We start from the raw sequence: 18,493 nt of genomic DNA on the forward strand, positions 1-18,493 counted from the left end.
TGGCCGCGCCGTAACTATTGTCTATATACCCGATATAAAATCGTTGTAAACTCAGCGCGGCTCGCTTTTTTGCCTGGTTCAAAGCCATTGTCCCCCGTACCGCTGATTAATCCCTTCTGCTTAAGAGCATTCAGCATCGGAGCCGCCCAATGGGTGCGCCCGACATCTGGGAATGGACTAACTAGCGGCCGAACCGGCTGCACGCCGTCGGCATTACCGACGATCAGCGCCATCTCCGCTCTTGTCACTGGCTGTTCCGGACGGAACTTGCCATCTGGGAATCCTTTGATCCACCCCTTCTGTACCGCCTTGGCTATTGCGCCATACGCCCAGTGATCGTAATCCAAATCCTTAAATTGAATGTCGACAGGCATGCCAAAAACAATCGGCTTGTAGGCTTTAATCACCATGGCTACAGCTTCCGCACGGGTAATCGGACGATTGGGTTCGAACCTGTAATCTCCGGTTCCGTCCGCAATTCCGAGTCTGCTCATCTCTACAATGGCATCCTTCGACCAATGGCTGCTAATATCTCGGAAGCCGGCAATTAGCGGGTCAGCTTGGATTTTGAGCCGATAATACTGCTTGTCAAAAGCACTGTTAGCCGTCAGCTTTATGTAATATACACCGGGCTGCAAAACTTTGTTCTTCACTAGCAGCGCCCCGGTCTGTCCGGTCAGCTGAGTAAAGATCAACTTCTGCTTCTTATCGTATGCTTCCAGCTTCATCATTTTGCCTGTTGGCACATTAAACAAATTCATGTCCACGATACTTGTTACGTTTAGTCGCAGTTGGAACCAATCCATATCTTTCGCACTGCCGATTACCCCCACATATTCTGTGCCTGAGCTTGTCGATAGTGCCTCGTAATATTTATCATTCGGCTCATTCGGATCTACGTATTTCGGAATGTAGTCCATCTTAAGCGCGTATGTTCCAATGGTGGGACTAGCCTCTGATGATATCGCATTATGAATACGAATGTAATACTTACCCGGTGATACCGTAAGAACTGGCGACTGTTCAGGCGTCCCTTCCCGCTCCTCGTCATACGACATTAACGCCTGGCCTGCCTGTTGAATAGCAAGCTCAGGATCAATCCGCACCGTATTGGTCGTCACGCGGAGACTAAGCGTGCCGCCTTGCGTGAACGTCACCGTATACCAATCCCGGTCACCCAACTGATGAAAGGAGCCCGTAATCGTCTGGCTGCGCGGCTGAAGAGTATACGCTTCATAGGATTTGTCATTCGACTCGTAGCTGTCTGGGTTCATTCGGAACATTGTCGTCATCAGATACGGAAGCTTTAGATCATTTTCCTTATTCATATATTGAATAAGGATCGTTTGCTTACCCTTTTTCACTGTAAAATCAACCATCCGGCTGCCAAGCCTCATCTCCGTCGATGCCTGCAGCTTGTCGCCGCTATAATGCGATAAACGGATAGGAGGAACAGACGAGCCTTCCGGCAATAACTCCTCAAAATCAATCGTTATCGTCCCGTCGTAGGGAGCATCAAACGTGTACCAGTCATCATCGTTACCACCGGCAAGCAAAGCTGAAATCTGCTTGCCTGCCGGGAGCGGTTTGGCGCTTGTGCGGGAGCCATTTGGCTCGAACCGATCGGACTTGGCCGTCATAGTGACCGCTTTGTCTATTTGCAGCAGGCCGTAGCCGGATCTCGTATCAAAACCGGCAGGTCCGATGTCTTTGGCACTTTGCCGCAGCAGCTCTCGAACCTGGTAAGGAACAAGCCTTGGATACCGTGCCCATATTAAAGCAGCCGCTGCCGCAACCTGAGGAGCGGCCATCGAGGTTCCATCTTCCTGCTTGTAACGTCCTCCAATGGCGGTTGTATACACATGCCACGGCGCTGCAAGATCAACCTCCGGCCCAGGATTGGACCTGGAATCCGGTGTATTATCTTCCTTCACGCCGCCAACCCCAAGTACAGTTGGATAAGCCGCCGGATATTTAACAGCTGCTTTATCCCCTTGTATGAGCCCATCATTACCCGCAGCAGCAATAAGCAGAACACCTTTGCTTTCGGCGTAATTCACAATGTCCAGCATGTAAGGGGAATAACGATTAAGCCCCACCGATAGGACAACAATCCGGGCACCATTACGGACGGCATACAGTATCGCCTCGCCCAAATCACGCTCGGTCCCATCACCTTGGCTATCAAGTGCTTTGATCGGCATCAGCTTGGCTTCCCATACGATGCCGCTTACGCCTATCCCATTATTGCCGGAAGCCGCGATAACACCCGCCACACTGGTTCCATGGCCGTTATCATCGTCAGGCGGCTGGTTAGGCTGAACAAGATTCGTTCCTGGAACTAGATTACGCGTCAGATCTGGATGGTCGAGATCAATACCTGTATCAACGATGGCAATCGTCAGATCGGTCTGCTTCCGCACGGTCTTCCATGCTTCCTGCGCGCCAATCTGCTTCAAGTAGCGCTGCTTGGCAAGCTCTGGATCATCCGCCGCGTAAGGCTCGGCGGATGATGATAGGATGTGCACCCGTTCATTCGGGTGCACATATTCGACGCCCGGCTCGCTTTGCAGCCGGGCTGCCCATGCGGCAACGTCCGCCCCGCGGTCAGCGGGCTGGACGAGCCAGATCTCCGCCGCCTCGCTCTGGCGGCGGAGTACACGCGTCCCGCGCAGGGCATGTGCCTGCGCGGGTTCGCGCCATTTGAGGAGCCAGCTTTGCGGCTCCTCGTTTGCCCCGGCGGGGGCGGTGGCGGCTGCTATGCTCGCCGCTTCGGCCCCCATCGGGGCAGCGCCTGCAGGGGCGGGTACAATCGCCCCGCAGGCGAGAATCCCCGCGAGGAACAGCGCGGGGAACAACTTGCTGCTGAGCGGAACTTTTCTCATCTGTTTCTGCCTTTATCGATATATTTGTCTCCGCCTCAAATTATACGTATGCTCTTGCCATACGTTTCTATTGGACCGTTTACTAGCCTCTCTTTATCTACTTATACCATTCGATTTCCAGCCCTCTTTCTCCTGTCTCTACCAAAAGATAATTGCCATTTCACTAGCGCTATTTCCCGCCTTTCTACAAAACTCCCTCCAGCCAATCAACTGCACTAACCTCTATCACTAGTACTGCTTATCTGTCCCTCAACGACCCGCGTTCCAGCCACTTTCCCATCTCGCACACTCTACTTAAGGTCCCTCAGGAACCTTAACAACTCTCAATCTATCTACTTCCTAGCTGCTTCCGCTCTCCTAAGGTCCTACAGGGACCTTTACTCCACCAGCCCTCCCCACTATGCCTCAACAAATCCCCCTCAGTCCACGCTTCTCTCACCAGATAAGACCCTACCAGTCCTCTATCACGCCGAACTACGACTAACTTCCCCTTCATAAGACCCTCTCAGGGTCTTATGCTCCCCAATACTCCCTCGCTTCCCCCTCAGTCCACGCTTCTCTCACCAGATAAGACCCTACCAGTCCTCTATCACGCCGAACTACGACTAACTTTCCCTTCATAAGACCCTCTCAGGGTCTTATGCTCCCCAATACTCCCTCGCTTCCCCCACATTCCACGCTTCTCTCACTTTGATAAGACCCTACCAGTCCTCTATTCCGCCAATCACTCACTAACTTTCCCTTCATAAGACCCTCTCAGGGTCTTATGCTCCCCAATACTCCCTCGTTTCCCGTTCCCGCCCCCATCCAGCCAAACAAAAAAGGCCCAGCGGCCACTGGCCGCTGAACCTCTATCTCATCTCTTATCGTACGAACAAATCGGCTTGGATCGAGAAGACCGTATCGATCCACTTCATCATTGGCCCTGGCATTATGCCTAGGGCAACCGTTGCTGCAGCACATATCCAGATAACCACTCCTGTGACGGCGGGCACGGTTACGACATCTTCTTCGTCATCGTTTGACCGCATGAACATCTGGCGGATGATGCCGAAGTAGAAGTAATAGGAGATCACGGTACTGACAGCCATGATGGCGACCAACCAGTAAGCCTTCACACTTGCTGCTCCCAGCAAGATGAACAGCTTGCCGAAGAACCCTCCTGTAATCGGCAGTCCCGACAGGGACAGTATGAAGATCAGCATCGCAGCTGCCGTCCATGGCGCCCGGTAGTATAAGCCGGAGAAGCCTTTCAGCTCTTCATGTCCCGATGATCGTGCAATAACCGTAACAACAGCAAACGCCCCTACATTCATCAGCAGGTAGGCAACCAGGTAGAAAGCAAACTCCGAGAAGTTATTGCTATGTATAATCGTGACCGATATCGCAATCGGTACAAGCAAGTAACCTGCGTTTGCTACACCTGATAATGCGAGCAATCTTTTCGCCTGCTTTTGCCGCAAGGCTGAGACCGTACCGATCAGCATAGCTGCGGCCGCAATCACAAGTAAGGCGAAAAAGACATCATCACCCACCTGATCCTTAGAGCCACCTGACAGGGAAAATGCGCTGCTGTACAAGAAGCGGAATACCGCTGCCAGCGCAGCTCCTTTCGCGATGACCGCAAGGAAAGCAGAGATTGGCGTTGGTGCACCTTGATACACATCTGGTGCCCAAGCGTGAAACGGTGCAGCGGCGATTTTGATCCCGAAGCCTGCAATCAGGAAGAAGAAGCCGACGTATACAAGCGCCTTGTAATCCGTAAAAGCCTGCGGAAGCGCCGAAGGGAAGTCGGCCAAGCTGACCGAGCCGGTAACGCCATACAGATAAGACATTCCGAACAGGACAAAGGCCGAAGCAATGCCGCCGGTCACGACATATTTGAATGCCGCCTCTGCCGACAAGGTTGACCCCTTCCGTAAGCCAACAAGCACATAGCTTGTAATACTGAGCAGCTCCAGACCAATATACAGCGTGACCAAATTGCCGGAGGAAGCCATAATCATAGCACCTGCCGTTGCCGGCAGCAGCAAATAATAAAACTCGGCTTTATCTGTTACCGCTTCATCCTTCTGCGTCGAGCCAAGCGCCATCAGAACAATCAAGGACGTACCAATAAGGAAAATAATTTTTAATAGATTGCCGTAATCATCTACCCGATAACTGGCACCAAGCAGGGAGATCGCTTGACCGGCCTGCGCAGCCTCCTCAGCAGACACTCCTGAAGGATTCATATCCATCATCCGCCAGATTACAAAACCTAAGGATAACAGCAGGCCTCCCAGCGACAACCAGCCAATAATCGATCGGTTCACCCGCTGCGGCAGTAGTAAGTCCGTGACAATCAGAACAAGAAACACGGCGGCCAGGATAAGCTCCGGAGCGAGATACAGCGTATCATGCCAAGTCAGCGGTATAAATTCGTTCATCGCTTACCCCCCCATCCTACTCGAAAATAACGGTTTGAAAATGCCTTCAACGCTGTATTGAAGCGTATCCGTTAGTACGGATGGGAAACAGCCAAGAAGCAGGATAAACGCCAGCAGTACGATCATCGGTAAAGCTTCAATCAGCCTTGCATCTTTTACCGCCAGATATCGCTCATCAATAGGGCCAAATGTCGTCTTCATGGCTGCCCGCAGCATATAAACAGCTGTCAGGATGACACCAAGCACAGAGAATCCGGCAATCCAAGGCTGCGTATCAAACAACCCCAGCAGAGAGAGAAATTCTCCTACGAAGCCCGACATCCCCGGCAAGCCTAAGGAAGCAAGACCTCCTGCAAGCAGAATCCCCGAGATGAAAGGCATTGATCGTGCAAGCCCACCCAGCTCGGATAACGTCGTTGTCTTTGTTCTCTCATACAAACTACCAACAATTAAGAAGAGCAATGCCGAGATCAAACCATGCGATACTAGCTGGAAAATGGCGCCCTGCAAGCCAATCTCGTTAAATGCAGCAAGCCCCAGCAGCACAATTCCCATATGACTGATCGACGAGTAAGCGAGTACTAGCTTAAGCTCCGTCTGGCGGAAAGCGACCAGCGCCCCGTACAGCAGATTAGCTAAACCTAGTGAAGCCAATACAATAGCCCAATCCTTGGCCTGTTCAGGGAATAAGACGATCCCGAAGCGGATCAAGCCGTATGCCCCCATTTTCAGCAAGATGCCAGAGTGTATCATCACAATCGCCGGATGCGCTTCATTGTGGACCTTCAGCATCCAGGTGTGGAACGGCAGAATCGGAAGCTTGATCCCAAATGCCACCACAAGCAGCAGAAAAATGACCGTATGCATCGTATCCGACATATGGAATGGATTCATTCCTCCAACCTGGTCGGGAGCAAGATTCACCCAAGCTGACGGATCTGCCAGATTGCGGAAGATATCCGCATAACTGCCGCTGTATACAAAGGACGAGGTTTCCTGGTCGATATGGAAGCCTGCCGTATTCACAAGAAGAATAAAAGCAATAAGCATAATAGCGGAGCCAAGACCGTTATAAATGACGAACTGATTTGCTGCACGCTCCCGATTAAAATAGCCCCATATCCCAATCAAGAAGTACATCGCAATAAGCGTGATTTCGAAGAAAATAAAAAATAAGAACAGATCTCTTGCCATAAATACGCCAAGCACACCAGTCTCAAGAAGGAGGAACCAGGCGTAAAATGCCTTCCATCGCTTTTTCACATGAATGGAGGCAAATGCAGCCATTGCGGTGATCAGCGTTGTTAGTATAATTAGCGGAAGCGACAGGCCATCAATGCCAACATCATATTGGAACGTTAACGTATAGCTGGTGACTCCATTAGAGGCTTGTGTCTCCTTGTTAAGCGGAACCTCCACCCAAGCATTCTGTTCCTCGTAAGCACTTCCGCCCTGATGCTTGTCATAATCGGCATAAAGCCATAACGACAGCACAAGTGGTATAAGTGTTGCGATAATGGCAGCCGTCTGCAGCCATCGGTTACGATGCTTTGGCAGCAGAAGGACGACTAGAAGACCGATAAGCGGAGTAACCAGTATAATCGATAAAATCGGAAGATCGGTCAGGTCAGTCATTTACCAAAACCTCCTTCCAACTATAGCCGCGATAATGACAACAAGTCCGATCATGGCCGTTAAGCCGTAAGTTTGCGTCTGGCCGTTATTCAGTCTGTTCAGCACCCGACTGCCCGCTCCTGCCGCAAGGCCAATAAACCTTACCGCTCCCCCAATGACATATTCATCAACGGCATTTAACCCTTTGCCCAGACCACGTACCGGCTTCACAATCGCGACAGTATAAAATTCATTAATGTAATACTGCTTCTCCAGCACATTCGCCAGCCAAGGCATACGTGCCGAAGCCGCGCCGCGTTCGATACTGCTCTTCCCGTACATGAGCCAGCCGATATAAATACCAAGCACACCGACAGCTATAGAAGCTACAATCGCTGCCCCGCTGGCATGAGCTTCTTCTGCTCCACCGGTCAGCCATTTGCCAAGCCATCCGTTCCACGGCGTCTCGACAAACCCGGCACCAACCGATAATACAGCAAGCACAAGAAGTGGAATCGTCATGACCTTAGAGGATTCCCGCACCTCAACCGAATGGGGTAAGCGGGATTTGCCTGTAAATACGATAAAGAATAACCTCGACATATAAAGCGCCGTGCAGAAGGCCGCCGCCAATCCAACGGCGAACAAGAATGGATTTTCATCCAAAGCAGTCGCCAAAATCGTATCCTTCGACCAAAAGCCAGAGAATGGTGGAATACCCGATAAGGATAAGGCACCTATCGCAAACGTCCATGTAGTCACTCGCATCTTGGAGCTAAGGCCGCCCATCTCATGAATGTTCTGCGTATGAACCGTATGGATGACGCTGCCTGCTGCAAGGAATAGAAGCGCCTTGAAGAAAGCGTGCGTGAATAGGTGGAAGATGCCTCCTGTCATCGAACCAAGTCCCATCGCCATAACCATGTAACCTAATTGGCTGATTGTGGAGTAGGCTAGAATTCGCTTTATATCCTTCTGCGCGATAGCGATTGTTGCAGCAAATATCGCTGTAAATCCGCCGAAGTAGGCCACCGTATGCATCGCTGCCGCCGAAGCCTCGAAAATATCAAACGTTCTAGCAAGCAGGAACACGCCAGCCGCTACCATCGTTGCTGCATGGATCAAGGCGCTGATAGGCGTTGGCCCTTCCATCGCATCCGGCAGCCACAAATGAAGTGGAAACTGACCTGATTTGCCGATCACACCCATGAAGAGAAGCAGAGCAATCGAGGTAGTAATGCTCATCGTAATCGCACCAGACTGCCCTTCATTAAACACGTTATGTATGTTGCTGAAATCCAGCGCATGGCCGGGCATATACCAGAACAGCACGATAATGCCTAGCAATAGTCCGGCGTCGCCAATTCTGGTTACGATAAAGGCTTTTTTCGCAGCTGCCCGGGCTGCAGGTTTGGCATACCAGAAGCCAACTAGTAAGAAGGAACATACACCAACAAGCTCCCAGAAAATATAGAAGATCAGCATATTATCGGACAGCACCAGACCTAGCATTGCAAAGGTAAAGAGCGCCACATAACCATAAAAGACGGTAATCCGCTCATCTTTTTTCATATAGCCTGCCGAATACACGTTCACCAGAAAACTGACAACCGTCACGATGACGAGCATTAGAGCGTTCAGATTGGTTACTTCGAATCCAATTCGGAACGTCACGTCGCCAAAATCAATCCATTTGAAGCTGTTGCTGTAATCCACGGCATCCGAGCCCAGCCTCTCGAAGAACACGAGAAGCGACATCACAAGCGCAGCAAGCGAGCCAATCGATCCGATCAGCACGCCTGCTTTCCGATAACTTCGGCCAAGAGCCGTCAATAAGAGGAATGCCGCGAGCGGGAAGAGTGGAATCAGCCAAGCCGTTTGTGTAAAGTGATCCACGGGTGCATTACCTCCTCATCTCGTCGAATTCATCGATATTGACTGTTCCCCTCGCGCGGAATAGAGCGATCAGCACAGCTACTCCAACCGCGGCTTCCGCAGCGGCGACCGTAATCGTAAACAAAGCAAACACTTGGCCGGTAAGCGAAGGAACAACGCCATATTTTGAAAAGGCGACCAAATTCAGATTAACTGCGTTCAGCATAAGCTCAATCGATAACAAGACAATAACGGCATTCCGTTTCACGAGCGCTCCATAAAGCCCGATACAAAACAGGATCGCTGCCATCGTCAGATAGGATGGAAGCATCGTTAATCAGCTCCCTTCTTCGCAAGTGCGATAGCACCGATAAAAGCGACCGTCAGCAGTACCGACAACAGCTCGAACGGTACGACATAACCTGTATACAACAACTCACCGATACTAAATGTATTATCTTCTACCCCTTGCAGCGGCTGCATATCTGGGAAAGTCGTCGTCCGGATCGCATAGAACAAGATTCCGAACAGACAAAGCGCCGCAATCGCTGCAAGCGTCTCATGGAGCGGCTTTACTGGATCCGCCTTCACTGCCTGATGATTCGTCATCATAATGCCGAATATCATCAGAATGGACACCGCCCCTGCGTAGATGAGCACTTGGACAAAAGCGACGAACTCCGCGTCCAGGAGGACGAACATCCCAGCAAGGCCAAGGAACACCCCTGCCATGGAGATGACCATATGCACCACCTTTTGCAGGCTCACCATAAGAACCGCTCCGATGATCATAATTGCCGAGAAGATAAAAAAGGCTGCAAACTCGCCATTAAAATCAATATTGAACAAATTATTTGGCGCCTCCTTTCGCAGGAGCTCCGATGTTATTATTGTCCTGACGTACAAGCGTGTTATTATCGGTCAGCCACTGTACATCCTTGAAGAGATCATCCCGGCTGAAGGCTGACAGCTCGAAATGATTGGTCATCACAATCGCTTCCGTCGGACATACCTCGGTGCATAAATCACATAAGATGCAAATTTCAAAATTAATATCAAACGTGTCAATCACTTTTACTTTTTTGGTCGGATCGGGATTCGGTTTGCCCGTCAGTGTAATACAGTCCGTTGGACAAATTCTTGCGCACTGGTTGCAGACGATACAGAGGTCGGGAATAAAATGTTGAATGCCCCGGAACCGGTCCGGCATAAGAATTGGCTCGTCGGGATAAGAAGTCGTCACTTTTTTCGATACCATTGATTTAAGCGTCACGCCAAGCCCTTGCACAAGTCCATTCATGGCCGAGTCCTCCTAAAAAGAATTGCGAAGCAATTCTTGCTTCGTAAGCATTAGCTTAAAGAATGATCACACAAATAGCCTGAAATAGGCTGTTCGTGATGATTCTTACTTCGTAAGCATTAGCTTAAAGAATTGCGAAGCAATTCTTGCTTCGTAAGCATAACCCTAAAGAATTGCTTACTTTACGAACAGCTCCAGATACCCCGCCGTAAGAAACACGTTTAATAACGATACAGGCAGCAGCACCTTCCACCCCAGCCCCATCAGCTGATCGACGCGAATACGCGGGAAGGTCGCTCTGATCCAAAATAAGAAAAACACGATAAAGGCGAATTTGAGCAGGAACCAGATAATGCCCGGTACAAAATCAAGGAACGGCGCCGGTGCATGCCAGCCTCCAAGGAACAATACTGTCGTTAACGCTGCGATGGCGTACACGTATACATACTCCGACAGCATGAAGAACGCAAAGCGGAAACCGCTGTACTCAACATGATAACCGGCAACCAGCTCCGACTCCGCCTCTGGCAGGTCAAACGGTGTACGATTTAGCTCAGATACAGCCGCAATGAGAAAGACAACAAAACCAATAATCTGCGGAAGGAAGTTCCAATCCCAGAACCAGCCGCCAGCCTGCGCATCCACGATATCCCTTAAGTTCAGGCTTCCACTAAGCAGTATAACGCCAACTACCGAGATCACAAGCGGAACTTCATAGCTGATCATCTGTGCGGCAGAGCGCATGCCCCCAAGAAGTGCATACTTATTGTTGGATGCCCAGCCGCCAAGAACGATGGCTAGTGTCGAGATGCCAGATAGTGCCGCATAATACAGCAGGCCGACATTCAGATCAGCAAAATACAGCTTTTCTGTATAAGGAATAACAGCCAATACCGTAAATGCAGGAACATAGCAGAGAATAGGTGCTAGGACGAATAGGAGGCGGTCAGCTTTACGCGGAATCGTGTCTTCCTTAATTAGCAGTTTGAATATATCCGCTACCGTTTGAAGCATGCCCAAGGGACCAACCCGGTTTGGGCCGATCCTAAGCTGCATCCAGCCGATAACCTTCCGTTCGAAATAAATGGCATACGTCACGAAGCCAAGTACAACGAACAGGAATACGACAGCCCATAGAAAAATAATAACCGCATCGCTCCAGGTGAGTGAATCATGCAGCCATGCTCCCATCAGCAATCGACCTCCCCGACCACAATGTCGACGCCGCCGAGTATCGTAATCAGGTTTGTCATCGTCTCACCAACCAGGAGCTTAGGCAGAATCTGCAGATTAACGAATGACGGCCTGCGGAATTTCAGACGGTAAGGCTCTGCTTTTCCTTTCGAGACGATATGGCAGCCAATCTCACCACGTGGTGATTCAATCCGAACATACACTTCTCCTGCCGGAGGACGAATGGCGCGTGGTACTTTCCCCATCGTTTCTCCGCCTGAAGGCATTTGCTCAAGCGCTTGCTCTAAGATGCGCAGGCTTTGCCTGATCTCTTCCAGCCGAATAACATAACGATCATAGCAGTCCCCATTCTTGCCGAGAGGTACATCAAATTCGAAACGGTTATATAAGCTGTACGGCTCCGCCTTACGCAGATCCCAGTCTACACCGGTACAACGAAGGTTCGCGCCGGACAGTCCATAATCAATGGCTGTTGCCGCATCATAAGTGCCAATTCCTTTGATCCTTGCGAGGAAAATCTCGTTTCCGCTTACCAGCTTGTCGTACTCCCGCAGCTTGCCTTTCATGTATGGGATGAAATCCCGTACTTTATCGAGCCAGCCCGGAGGTGCATCCCACTTTACCCCGCCGACACGCATGTAGTTGTAAGTTAATCTTGCGCCGCTGAGCTCGTTGAAGAGATTAATAATAATTTCACGGTCGCGGAAAGCATACAGGAATGGACTCATCGCACCAATGTCGAGCAGGTAAGTTCCCCACCAGACAAGGTGGCTGGCTATTCGTTGCAGCTCCATTACAATGAGGCGCATAAACTCCGCACGCTCAGGAATCTCCAGATTCATCATCGTCTCCACGGCATGAACGAGTACATAATTGTTCGTCATGGCAGAAACATAATCCATTCGGTCGGTATAAGGGATAATCTGCGTATAGTTCAGTTGCTCGGCAAGCTTCTCGGTTCCACGATGCAAATAACCCATAACTGGCGTTGCTTCCGTGATGACTTCTCCATCCAGTTTAACTACGATACGGAAAACGCCATGCGTGCTGGGATGTTGAGGACCGACATTCAACAGCAGTTCTTCGGTACGAATCACGCTTCAGCTACACCTCCGAATCGAGCGGCTCATAATCTTTACGCAGAGGGTGTCCGACCCAGTCGTCAGACATCATAATACGGCGCAGATCGGGATGGCCCGGGAAAGTTACTCCGAGCAAATCATAAATTTCGCGTTCATTCCAATTAGCCGTCGCCCAGACCGGCGTCGCGGAAGTGACAACGGGAGCGCTGCGGTCAGCTTTTATCTTCACAGCCAGCTCACGCCTGCTTTCCAGATCAACCAGATGATAGACAACCTCCAGATGCGTTTCATAATCAACACCAGAGACATTACGCAGATAGGAAAAATGCAGCTCTTCATGCTGCTTCAGCTGTACAGCCGCAGCAAGCCAATGCTCATTCTTCACTATGAAAGTAGGCATATGCCCATTCATCTCATTGATGTAAGCATCCTCCAGCGCTTCCTCATGCACAAGGCTGCGAATCAACCGGGCAGCCGTATCAAGCTGCGGCTGCTTTGGGGACGGTGGCGGCGGTGGAGGTGGCTCAGCCGCCTCTCCCGCTGGCGCGCCGCCTGCATTCGCAGCTTCCTTCGCTGCCGCCCTTGCTGCCCGCGCTTCCGCTGCGGCCTTCAGCTTCGCTTCCCGCTCTGGATCCGCCGCCGCTTCTCCCGCTGGCGCGCCGCCTGCATTCGCAGCTTCCTTCGCTGCCGCTCTTGCCGCTCGCGCTTCCGCCGCGGCCTTCAGCTTCGCTTCCCGCTCTGGATCCGTCGCCGCTTCCGGTGCTCCCTCCGCATTCGCAGCTTCCTTCGCTGCCGCTCTTGCCGCCCGCGCTTCCGCTGCAGCCTTCAGCTTCGCTTCCCGCTCCATATCCGTCGCCGCTTCCGCTACGCTCGCTACTGATGGCTCGCTGTCGCCTGCTGCTGCAGACGCCTTCTCTAGCGTTGCGCTGCCCGCCGAGACGACGGTATCCGCCTCTGAAGTCGGCGACTCTACTGGCGTTTCCTTTGAACTTGAAGCCTCTTTCGCCGACTCTTCAACCTGCTTCTCTTCGTCCTTCTCCTCACTCATCGCTCCGTCACCCGCTTTCCGGTTTTCGCCTCGTAACGGATTTTTTCTTGCAGCTTGTTAATGCCGTAGATCAACGCCGCCGGATTAGGCGGACAGCCTGGTATGTACACATCCACGGGAACGATCTGGTCGACACCCTTCATGACTGCATAAGACTTGATGTAAGGACCACCTGCGGTTGCGCAGGAACCCATCGCAATAACCCATTTAGGCTCAGGCATCTGGTCGTATAAACGACGCAGCAGCGGACCCATTTTTTTCGTAACGGTACCCGCTACAATCATAACATCGGACTGGCGCGGAGAGGTTCGGAACATGACTCCAAACCGGTCGAGATCGTAATGGGAGGCTCCGGTTCCCATCATTTCAATAGCACAGCAGGCGAGACCAAAGGTCAGCGGCCAAAGGGAATTGCTCCGTGCCCAAGCCTTCAATTGCTCCAGTGTTCCCATAAATACATTACGTTCTAATTCCTTGCGCTCTTCCAGCGATATCGACTCTAAACTGAATTCCATTTCAGCACCTTCTTTTTCCAGGCATAGAGGAGTCCGATAAACAGCATTGCCGCAAATATGAACATCTCAACTAGCACAAAAAGGCCGAGCTTATTATACGCAACGGCCCAAGGATATAAGAAAACGGTTTCCACATCAAAGATGACAAACATTAGTGCAAACATGTAATACCGAATGTTAAAACGCACTTGACCTTCGCCAACCGGCTCATTGCCGCTCTCGTAGGTTGTTCGCTTCGGATCATTCGGTTTATGCGGTCTGAGCAGTCTTCCGACGGTCAGTGCCACAGCCGGGAGTAAGATGCCCAGCAAAATAAAAATAGCCACGACGACATACTGGTTGACGTAATTGTCCACACCATAACCTCCGTCAAAGCGGACCAGCCGCTTGGTCAATTTTCTTCACAATTATAACAAATGCTTCCACAGTAGTCTATGACAGAGTTGTTCGATTCCATGACCATAAAATCCGAACAAGCCAGTAATGGCGCGGTTTTTGACGAATCGACAGGTGATCTCCCTCGCATTGGACAACACAATCCTCGGCTTGTAGCCACGTCTGCTCTATGAAATAACCTTACGATGTCCGGTATCGTTAAGTCATCCCCTGCCTTCACCTGCCCCTCCCCCGCACAGCAAAAAAAACGCCAAAACGATGCAGTAGCATCCTTTTGGCGTTCTCCAATTCATTCCTTTCCATTCTCTAGCTATCTCAGTCTGGATTCAGTCAGCTTGAACTGGCCAACCAGCTGCTGCAGGAACTTGGTGATGGACTCTACACCTTCCGAGGTTTGGCGCACGCTGTCCATTTCCCCGATCAACTCCTGCACCTTGCCTTCAACGTCAGAGGAGACTTTGCCGTTCTCCAGACTTACGAGTGCAATACGCTCCATCAGCTTGACGACTTCGTCTACGACCTGCGATTTCCGGCTGTCCTCGCTTTGTGCCGTCTGCAGCGTGCTGGCTGCTGCAGCTACCAGCTTTGTCCCTTCCTCGACAACCTGTGTCCCTTCGTCCATCGAGGTATAAGCCTGCTTGGCTTCTTCATAAATCTGATGAGTAATTTGATGAACTTCCTCTGTTGAGCGGCGGGTCATATCCGCAAGTTTACGGATCTCCGATGCAACAACGGCGAAGCCGCGTCCTTGTTCACCTACACGTGCTGCTTCAATTGATGCATTCAGTGCCAGCAAATTCGTCTGTGCGGATATTTCCTCGATCACCTGCAGCACGCCGCGGATCTCATCAACCGTATGCATAAACCTTCTGATCGTATCGTTCGTATCGCCAACTTTGGTGGAGATATGCTGCATTTTATCACCAATCCGGTCTACCTCGGACTGAGCTACTGCTATTTGCTCAGCGGCCTGCAGCTCCAGCAAACGAAGGGTATCCCGCATCTCATCCGCTGACTGTTTAGCCATATCAATATCCTTCAGTTGATGACGGATACTTCCGATCATATCCCCAATCTTCCGGCTGACGCGTTCGGTAGATTTCGCGGTTACGGCTGCCGATTCATTCATCACATGCTGACTGGATAATACATCCGACGCGGCCAGCTTCACCTTCAGCATGATGCCTTCCAGGGAATCGATCATATTGTTAATCCACTTCGCGAGTTCCCTTGTCTCGTCATTATCGAACTTGGCCGGTTCCAGGCGCTGCGTCAAATCGCCCTTACCTTCGGCATTAATGCGAATGAACCGATTAATACGACGCAAATTGCGGACAACCCGGTGAGATTCCTTACGCTGCAGCGCACCTGCGAATAGCTGCCCAAACACTAGTGTCCATACGCCTGCCGCCGCCGCGGTGACCCAGACCGGAGCTTGTCCCGCAAGCACAGCTACCAGCACGGTTGTCAGCACAGCTTGTACAAGGGTCTGCCACAACTGCAGCCTGCTAAGACGCCATCTGATGCTTCGAGTCCGGTATACCTCTTCAAGGTCACCTTCACACATCATCCCCCATACATCCGGGCAATGCGGAAGCTGTAAGGTAAGCCCTTTCCCGATAACCGGGATATGCCGATAATCGGAGTAACCTGGAAATTCAACAAACAAATTACTGCCATTGTCGATCGTACTCCGAACGCCTGGATGCAGCTCATCGGTCGCAGGGTCCGTGAACACAATCTCAAGCTCCGTATGCTCCTTAATGGAAACAATGCCCCAGTCTGTTGTGACCCCGTCCTTCAAGTTCTCACCATGCGTAAACGTCCGGTCCTCGAAGCGGCTGCGCGATAATGCTGTACCCAGCGCAATCTGCTGATTCAAATGCGGCTTCGCCATAAACAGATAATTATCACCCGAGTCCGGGTAGACATGCCCCGATTCCCGTTGTATCAGATCACCAAGCACGTCATTTGGCACACGTCCGCATAGAGCTCCTGCATACTTTCCATTGATGACTAGCGGGTAGATGAACAGAAGCGTCATTTTGTCGTGGAAAGAGGACGATCTTGGGCCTAGCTTTAACGTAACCGGATCGCCAAATGGTCCAAACAAGCAAGGACGCGGAACACCGCCCGCTCTCACATAGGTAAGTCCCGGAGCCAAAATACTGCCGTCGCTATAGCTCGTCCCTCTATGTTTATCATAAGTCGACACTTCAACCTGCCCGTTCTCATCAAGGAGGAATATTTCCGTCCAATCATTACCCCTTGCGTATGTACGTTCTAGTAATCTGCCAATCTGTGGTCCATGTTCCTCCTGATGGCCCAGTTGACCCAGTTGACCCAGCGCTGCAACAGCTTCCACCTGCTCTGCAAGGCGCTCCAGATGCCCCCAATATTCTTGAGCCCAAGAAGTTAACAGCTCCTTGCGCGTCTCTGCAATTCCTTCAAAAATCTGTTCAACATCTTTCTTCATCCCGCGATTCAAACGCCACGACACCCAAAGCGGCAGCCCTTTTTTCGCACCAAGCCAGTCGAACATGATACATCCCCCATATCCTGGTCATCTAGTAGTTATGTCATATATACTAACATAAGATTTGAGAAAATTTGATAGATATGTAAGGTATTTTTCGTCGTTTTGTATAATTTCTTAAACATTCTTGTTACAAAAGCACTATTTTCCACGAAAAAAGGCTGTCTTCAGGCTCATAAACCGAACCTTGAGACAGCCTCCCTATCATATGTTTCTAATTTTTACCAAATAAATCAGCTTAAAGTTGTCTATTTTCCGAACAATGACTTAATTTTATTCCAGCCGGCCGTCTTGGTTGTTGCCTGTAGAATGGTAGGCTGGTCGGTTAAGCTTCTAGCATCCCAGATCGCCTGCGCATTACGCTCGAAGTAACGTCTCCAGGCTGGACCAAGCTCTTGTTCCACTCGTTCATATGCCTCTTTCATACGGAAACCACGCCACTCCAGATGATGAGCATCCGAAGAGACAATATGTATGAGTCCACGCCGGCATAATGTCCAAGCAGCCTTCTCAATCCCCCTGCCGAAGCCTCCCAGTAAGGAATGGGTCGTCACCTGTGCATACGCCCCAAGCTCTACCAACTCAGCGAGACGGTTCGGTTCCTGTACGACTTCCGCATTACGCTCTGGATGGGCGATTACAGTACGAATGCCAAGCAAGCGCAACTCATATACGATTTGTTCCATCGACCTTGGTATTTGAGAGGATGGCATCTCAATCAACACATATGACGATAACCCCATCGGCAGCAACTTGCCGCTTTGCCAGTTCGTTAGAAAATCATTATGGGCCCGAATCTCTTGACCAGGCAGTATCCGAACAGGGATATCCAGCTCAGTCAACTTCCCGTTCAGCTCCTCGGTCAATGCCTTGACCGTCTCAACATCATTACTGTATTTGCCATCATAATGATGCGGTGTTGCGACAATGCCAGTTATGCCTTCCGCAGCCGCAGCGCGAGCTAGCTTGATGGAATACTCCCAATCAGCTGCTCCATCGTCGATTCCAGGTAATATGTGCGTATGGACATCAATCATGTCCCTCGTGTCTCCTTCCAATCGACCCGTTATTTATCCCTATTGTGAGAGATAGTCCTATTGAAGTCAATGAGACACAAGTCGGCTTTATGTATTATTTCATTAATTAAAAAAACACCGTCCAGATCTCTGATGAGATCTGAACGGCGCTTGTTATTAACGCTCTGTAACGTTGATCCGGTTCGATGCACGTTGCAGAGCAAGCTCTGCACGTTTGAAATCAACCTCGTCGCGTTTAGCTGCCAGGCGCTCTTCAGCACGTTGTTTCGCAGCTTGCGCACGATTGACATCAATTTCTGAAGCCAGCTCCGCGCTTTCAGCAAGGATAACCACTTTGTCCTTACGGACTTCAATGAAACCTCCGCCAACAGCCAGAACGTCTACTTTGTTGCCTTCGCGCTTAATGCTGATCGGTGCAATACGCAGCGGTGTTACGAGTGGGATATGGTTCGGCAAAATACCGAGCTCACCCGCGATACCTTTAACACTGACCATATTAGCCGTTTCTGCATAAACCTTGCGCTCCGGAGTTACGATTTCAACTAGAAAAGTACTCATGTGGAATCCTCCCGCCTTTCGCTA

15 protein-coding genes are annotated in these 18,493 nt (G+C 50.7%); all 15 read right to left on the reverse strand.

Annotated features, from left to right (window positions below; all coding sequences use genetic code 11):
* Window positions 1-14: 14 nt before the first annotated feature.
* Window positions 15-2,885 (reverse strand): S8 family serine peptidase, encoded by a 2,871-nt coding sequence (locus tag AB4Y93_RS23600; RefSeq protein WP_441895628.1) that lies wholly within the window; start codon window positions 2,883-2,885, stop codon window positions 15-17.
* Window positions 2,886-3,748: 863 nt separating this feature from the next.
* Window positions 3,749-5,314 carry an NADH-quinone oxidoreductase subunit N gene (locus AB4Y93_RS23605; protein ID WP_441895630.1) on the reverse strand — a complete coding sequence of 522 codons (1,566 nt, stop codon included), beginning with the start codon at window positions 5,312-5,314 and terminating at the stop codon, window positions 3,749-3,751.
* 3 nt (window positions 5,315-5,317) lie between these two features.
* Window positions 5,318-6,949 carry a complex I subunit 4 family protein gene (locus AB4Y93_RS23610; RefSeq protein WP_441895631.1) on the reverse strand — a complete coding sequence of 544 codons (1,632 nt, stop codon included), beginning with the start codon at window positions 6,947-6,949 and terminating at the stop codon, window positions 5,318-5,320.
* Complete coding sequence (gene nuoL, locus AB4Y93_RS23615) at window positions 6,950-8,824, reverse strand: NADH-quinone oxidoreductase subunit L (protein ID WP_441895633.1); 1,875 nt, start codon at window positions 8,822-8,824, stop codon at window positions 6,950-6,952. It abuts the gene before it with no gap.
* 7 nt (window positions 8,825-8,831) lie between these two features.
* Window positions 8,832-9,134 carry an NADH-quinone oxidoreductase subunit NuoK gene (nuoK, locus tag AB4Y93_RS23620; protein ID WP_441895635.1) on the reverse strand — a complete coding sequence of 101 codons (303 nt, stop codon included), beginning with the start codon at window positions 9,132-9,134 and terminating at the stop codon, window positions 8,832-8,834.
* Window positions 9,135-9,136: 2 nt separating this feature from the next.
* Entirely contained in the window at window positions 9,137-9,652 is a 516-nt protein-coding gene (locus AB4Y93_RS23625; RefSeq protein WP_441895637.1) for an NADH-quinone oxidoreductase subunit J, read from the reverse strand.
* A gap of 1 nt (window position 9,653) precedes the next feature.
* Window positions 9,654-10,103, reverse strand: a complete 450-nt coding sequence (nuoI, locus tag AB4Y93_RS23630; RefSeq protein ID WP_167280983.1) for an NADH-quinone oxidoreductase subunit NuoI — start codon at window positions 10,101-10,103, stop codon at window positions 9,654-9,656.
* Window positions 10,104-10,280: 177 nt separating this feature from the next.
* Window positions 10,281-11,294 (reverse strand): NADH-quinone oxidoreductase subunit NuoH, encoded by a 1,014-nt coding sequence (gene nuoH / locus AB4Y93_RS23635; protein WP_441895638.1) that lies wholly within the window; start codon window positions 11,292-11,294, stop codon window positions 10,281-10,283.
* Window positions 11,294-12,394: an NADH-quinone oxidoreductase subunit D gene (locus AB4Y93_RS23640; protein WP_441895640.1), complete on the reverse strand. Its 1,101-nt coding sequence runs from the start codon at window positions 12,392-12,394 to the stop codon at window positions 11,294-11,296. The genes nuoH and AB4Y93_RS23640 overlap by 1 nt, the downstream gene beginning before the upstream one ends.
* 7 nt (window positions 12,395-12,401) lie before the next feature.
* Window positions 12,402-13,427, reverse strand: a complete 1,026-nt coding sequence (locus AB4Y93_RS23645; protein WP_441895642.1) for an NADH-quinone oxidoreductase subunit C — start codon at window positions 13,425-13,427, stop codon at window positions 12,402-12,404.
* Window positions 13,424-13,942 (reverse strand): NuoB/complex I 20 kDa subunit family protein, encoded by a 519-nt coding sequence (locus AB4Y93_RS23650; protein ID WP_091189934.1) that lies wholly within the window; start codon window positions 13,940-13,942, stop codon window positions 13,424-13,426. The genes AB4Y93_RS23645 and AB4Y93_RS23650 overlap by 4 nt, the downstream gene beginning before the upstream one ends.
* Entirely contained in the window at window positions 13,927-14,298 is a 372-nt protein-coding gene (locus AB4Y93_RS23655) for an NADH-quinone oxidoreductase subunit A (protein WP_167280987.1), read from the reverse strand. The genes AB4Y93_RS23650 and AB4Y93_RS23655 overlap by 16 nt, the downstream gene beginning before the upstream one ends.
* A gap of 350 nt (window positions 14,299-14,648) precedes the next feature.
* Window positions 14,649-16,880 carry a methyl-accepting chemotaxis protein gene (locus AB4Y93_RS23660; RefSeq protein WP_441895645.1) on the reverse strand — a complete coding sequence of 744 codons (2,232 nt, stop codon included), beginning with the start codon at window positions 16,878-16,880 and terminating at the stop codon, window positions 14,649-14,651.
* 242 nt (window positions 16,881-17,122) lie between these two features.
* Window positions 17,123-17,911 (reverse strand): tyrosine-protein phosphatase, encoded by a 789-nt coding sequence (locus tag AB4Y93_RS23665; protein WP_441895646.1) that lies wholly within the window; start codon window positions 17,909-17,911, stop codon window positions 17,123-17,125.
* A gap of 156 nt (window positions 17,912-18,067) precedes the next feature.
* Complete coding sequence (locus AB4Y93_RS23670; protein ID WP_441895647.1) at window positions 18,068-18,469, reverse strand: F0F1 ATP synthase subunit epsilon; 402 nt, start codon at window positions 18,467-18,469, stop codon at window positions 18,068-18,070.
* Window positions 18,470-18,493: the final 24 nt, after the last annotated feature.

Origin of the sequence: Paenibacillus sp. YAF4_2, from assembly GCF_052113225.1 — a bacterium.
Classification (GTDB): domain Bacteria; phylum Bacillota; class Bacilli; order Paenibacillales; family Paenibacillaceae; genus Pristimantibacillus.

Bases quoted from the DNA above. Each gene is read 5' to 3' on its own strand.
- nuoK (WP_441895635.1), bottom strand. From the start codon at position 9,134: ATGCTTCCATCCTATCTGACGATGGCAGCGATCCTGTTTTGTATCGGG.
- AB4Y93_RS23645 (WP_441895642.1), bottom strand. From the start codon at position 13,427: ATGAGTGAGGAGAAGGACGAAGAGAAGCAGGTTGAAGAGTCGGCGAAA.
- AB4Y93_RS23605 (WP_441895630.1), bottom strand. From the start codon at position 5,314: ATGAACGAATTTATACCGCTGACTTGGCATGATACGCTGTATCTCGCT.
- nuoH (WP_441895638.1), bottom strand. From the start codon at position 11,294: ATGGGAGCATGGCTGCATGATTCACTCACCTGGAGCGATGCGGTTATT.
- AB4Y93_RS23600 (WP_441895628.1), bottom strand. From the start codon at position 2,885: ATGAGAAAAGTTCCGCTCAGCAGCAAGTTGTTCCCCGCGCTGTTCCTC.
- AB4Y93_RS23670 (WP_441895647.1), bottom strand. From the start codon at position 18,469: ATGAGTACTTTTCTAGTTGAAATCGTAACTCCGGAGCGCAAGGTTTAT.
- AB4Y93_RS23660 (WP_441895645.1), bottom strand. From the start codon at position 16,880: ATGTTCGACTGGCTTGGTGCGAAAAAAGGGCTGCCGCTTTGGGTGTCG.
- nuoI (WP_167280983.1), bottom strand. From the start codon at position 10,103: ATGAATGGACTTGTGCAAGGGCTTGGCGTGACGCTTAAATCAATGGTA.
- AB4Y93_RS23610 (WP_441895631.1), bottom strand. From the start codon at position 6,949: ATGACTGACCTGACCGATCTTCCGATTTTATCGATTATACTGGTTACT.
- AB4Y93_RS23665 (WP_441895646.1), bottom strand. From the start codon at position 17,911: ATGATTGATGTCCATACGCACATATTACCTGGAATCGACGATGGAGCA.
- AB4Y93_RS23650 (WP_091189934.1), bottom strand. From the start codon at position 13,942: ATGGAATTCAGTTTAGAGTCGATATCGCTGGAAGAGCGCAAGGAATTA.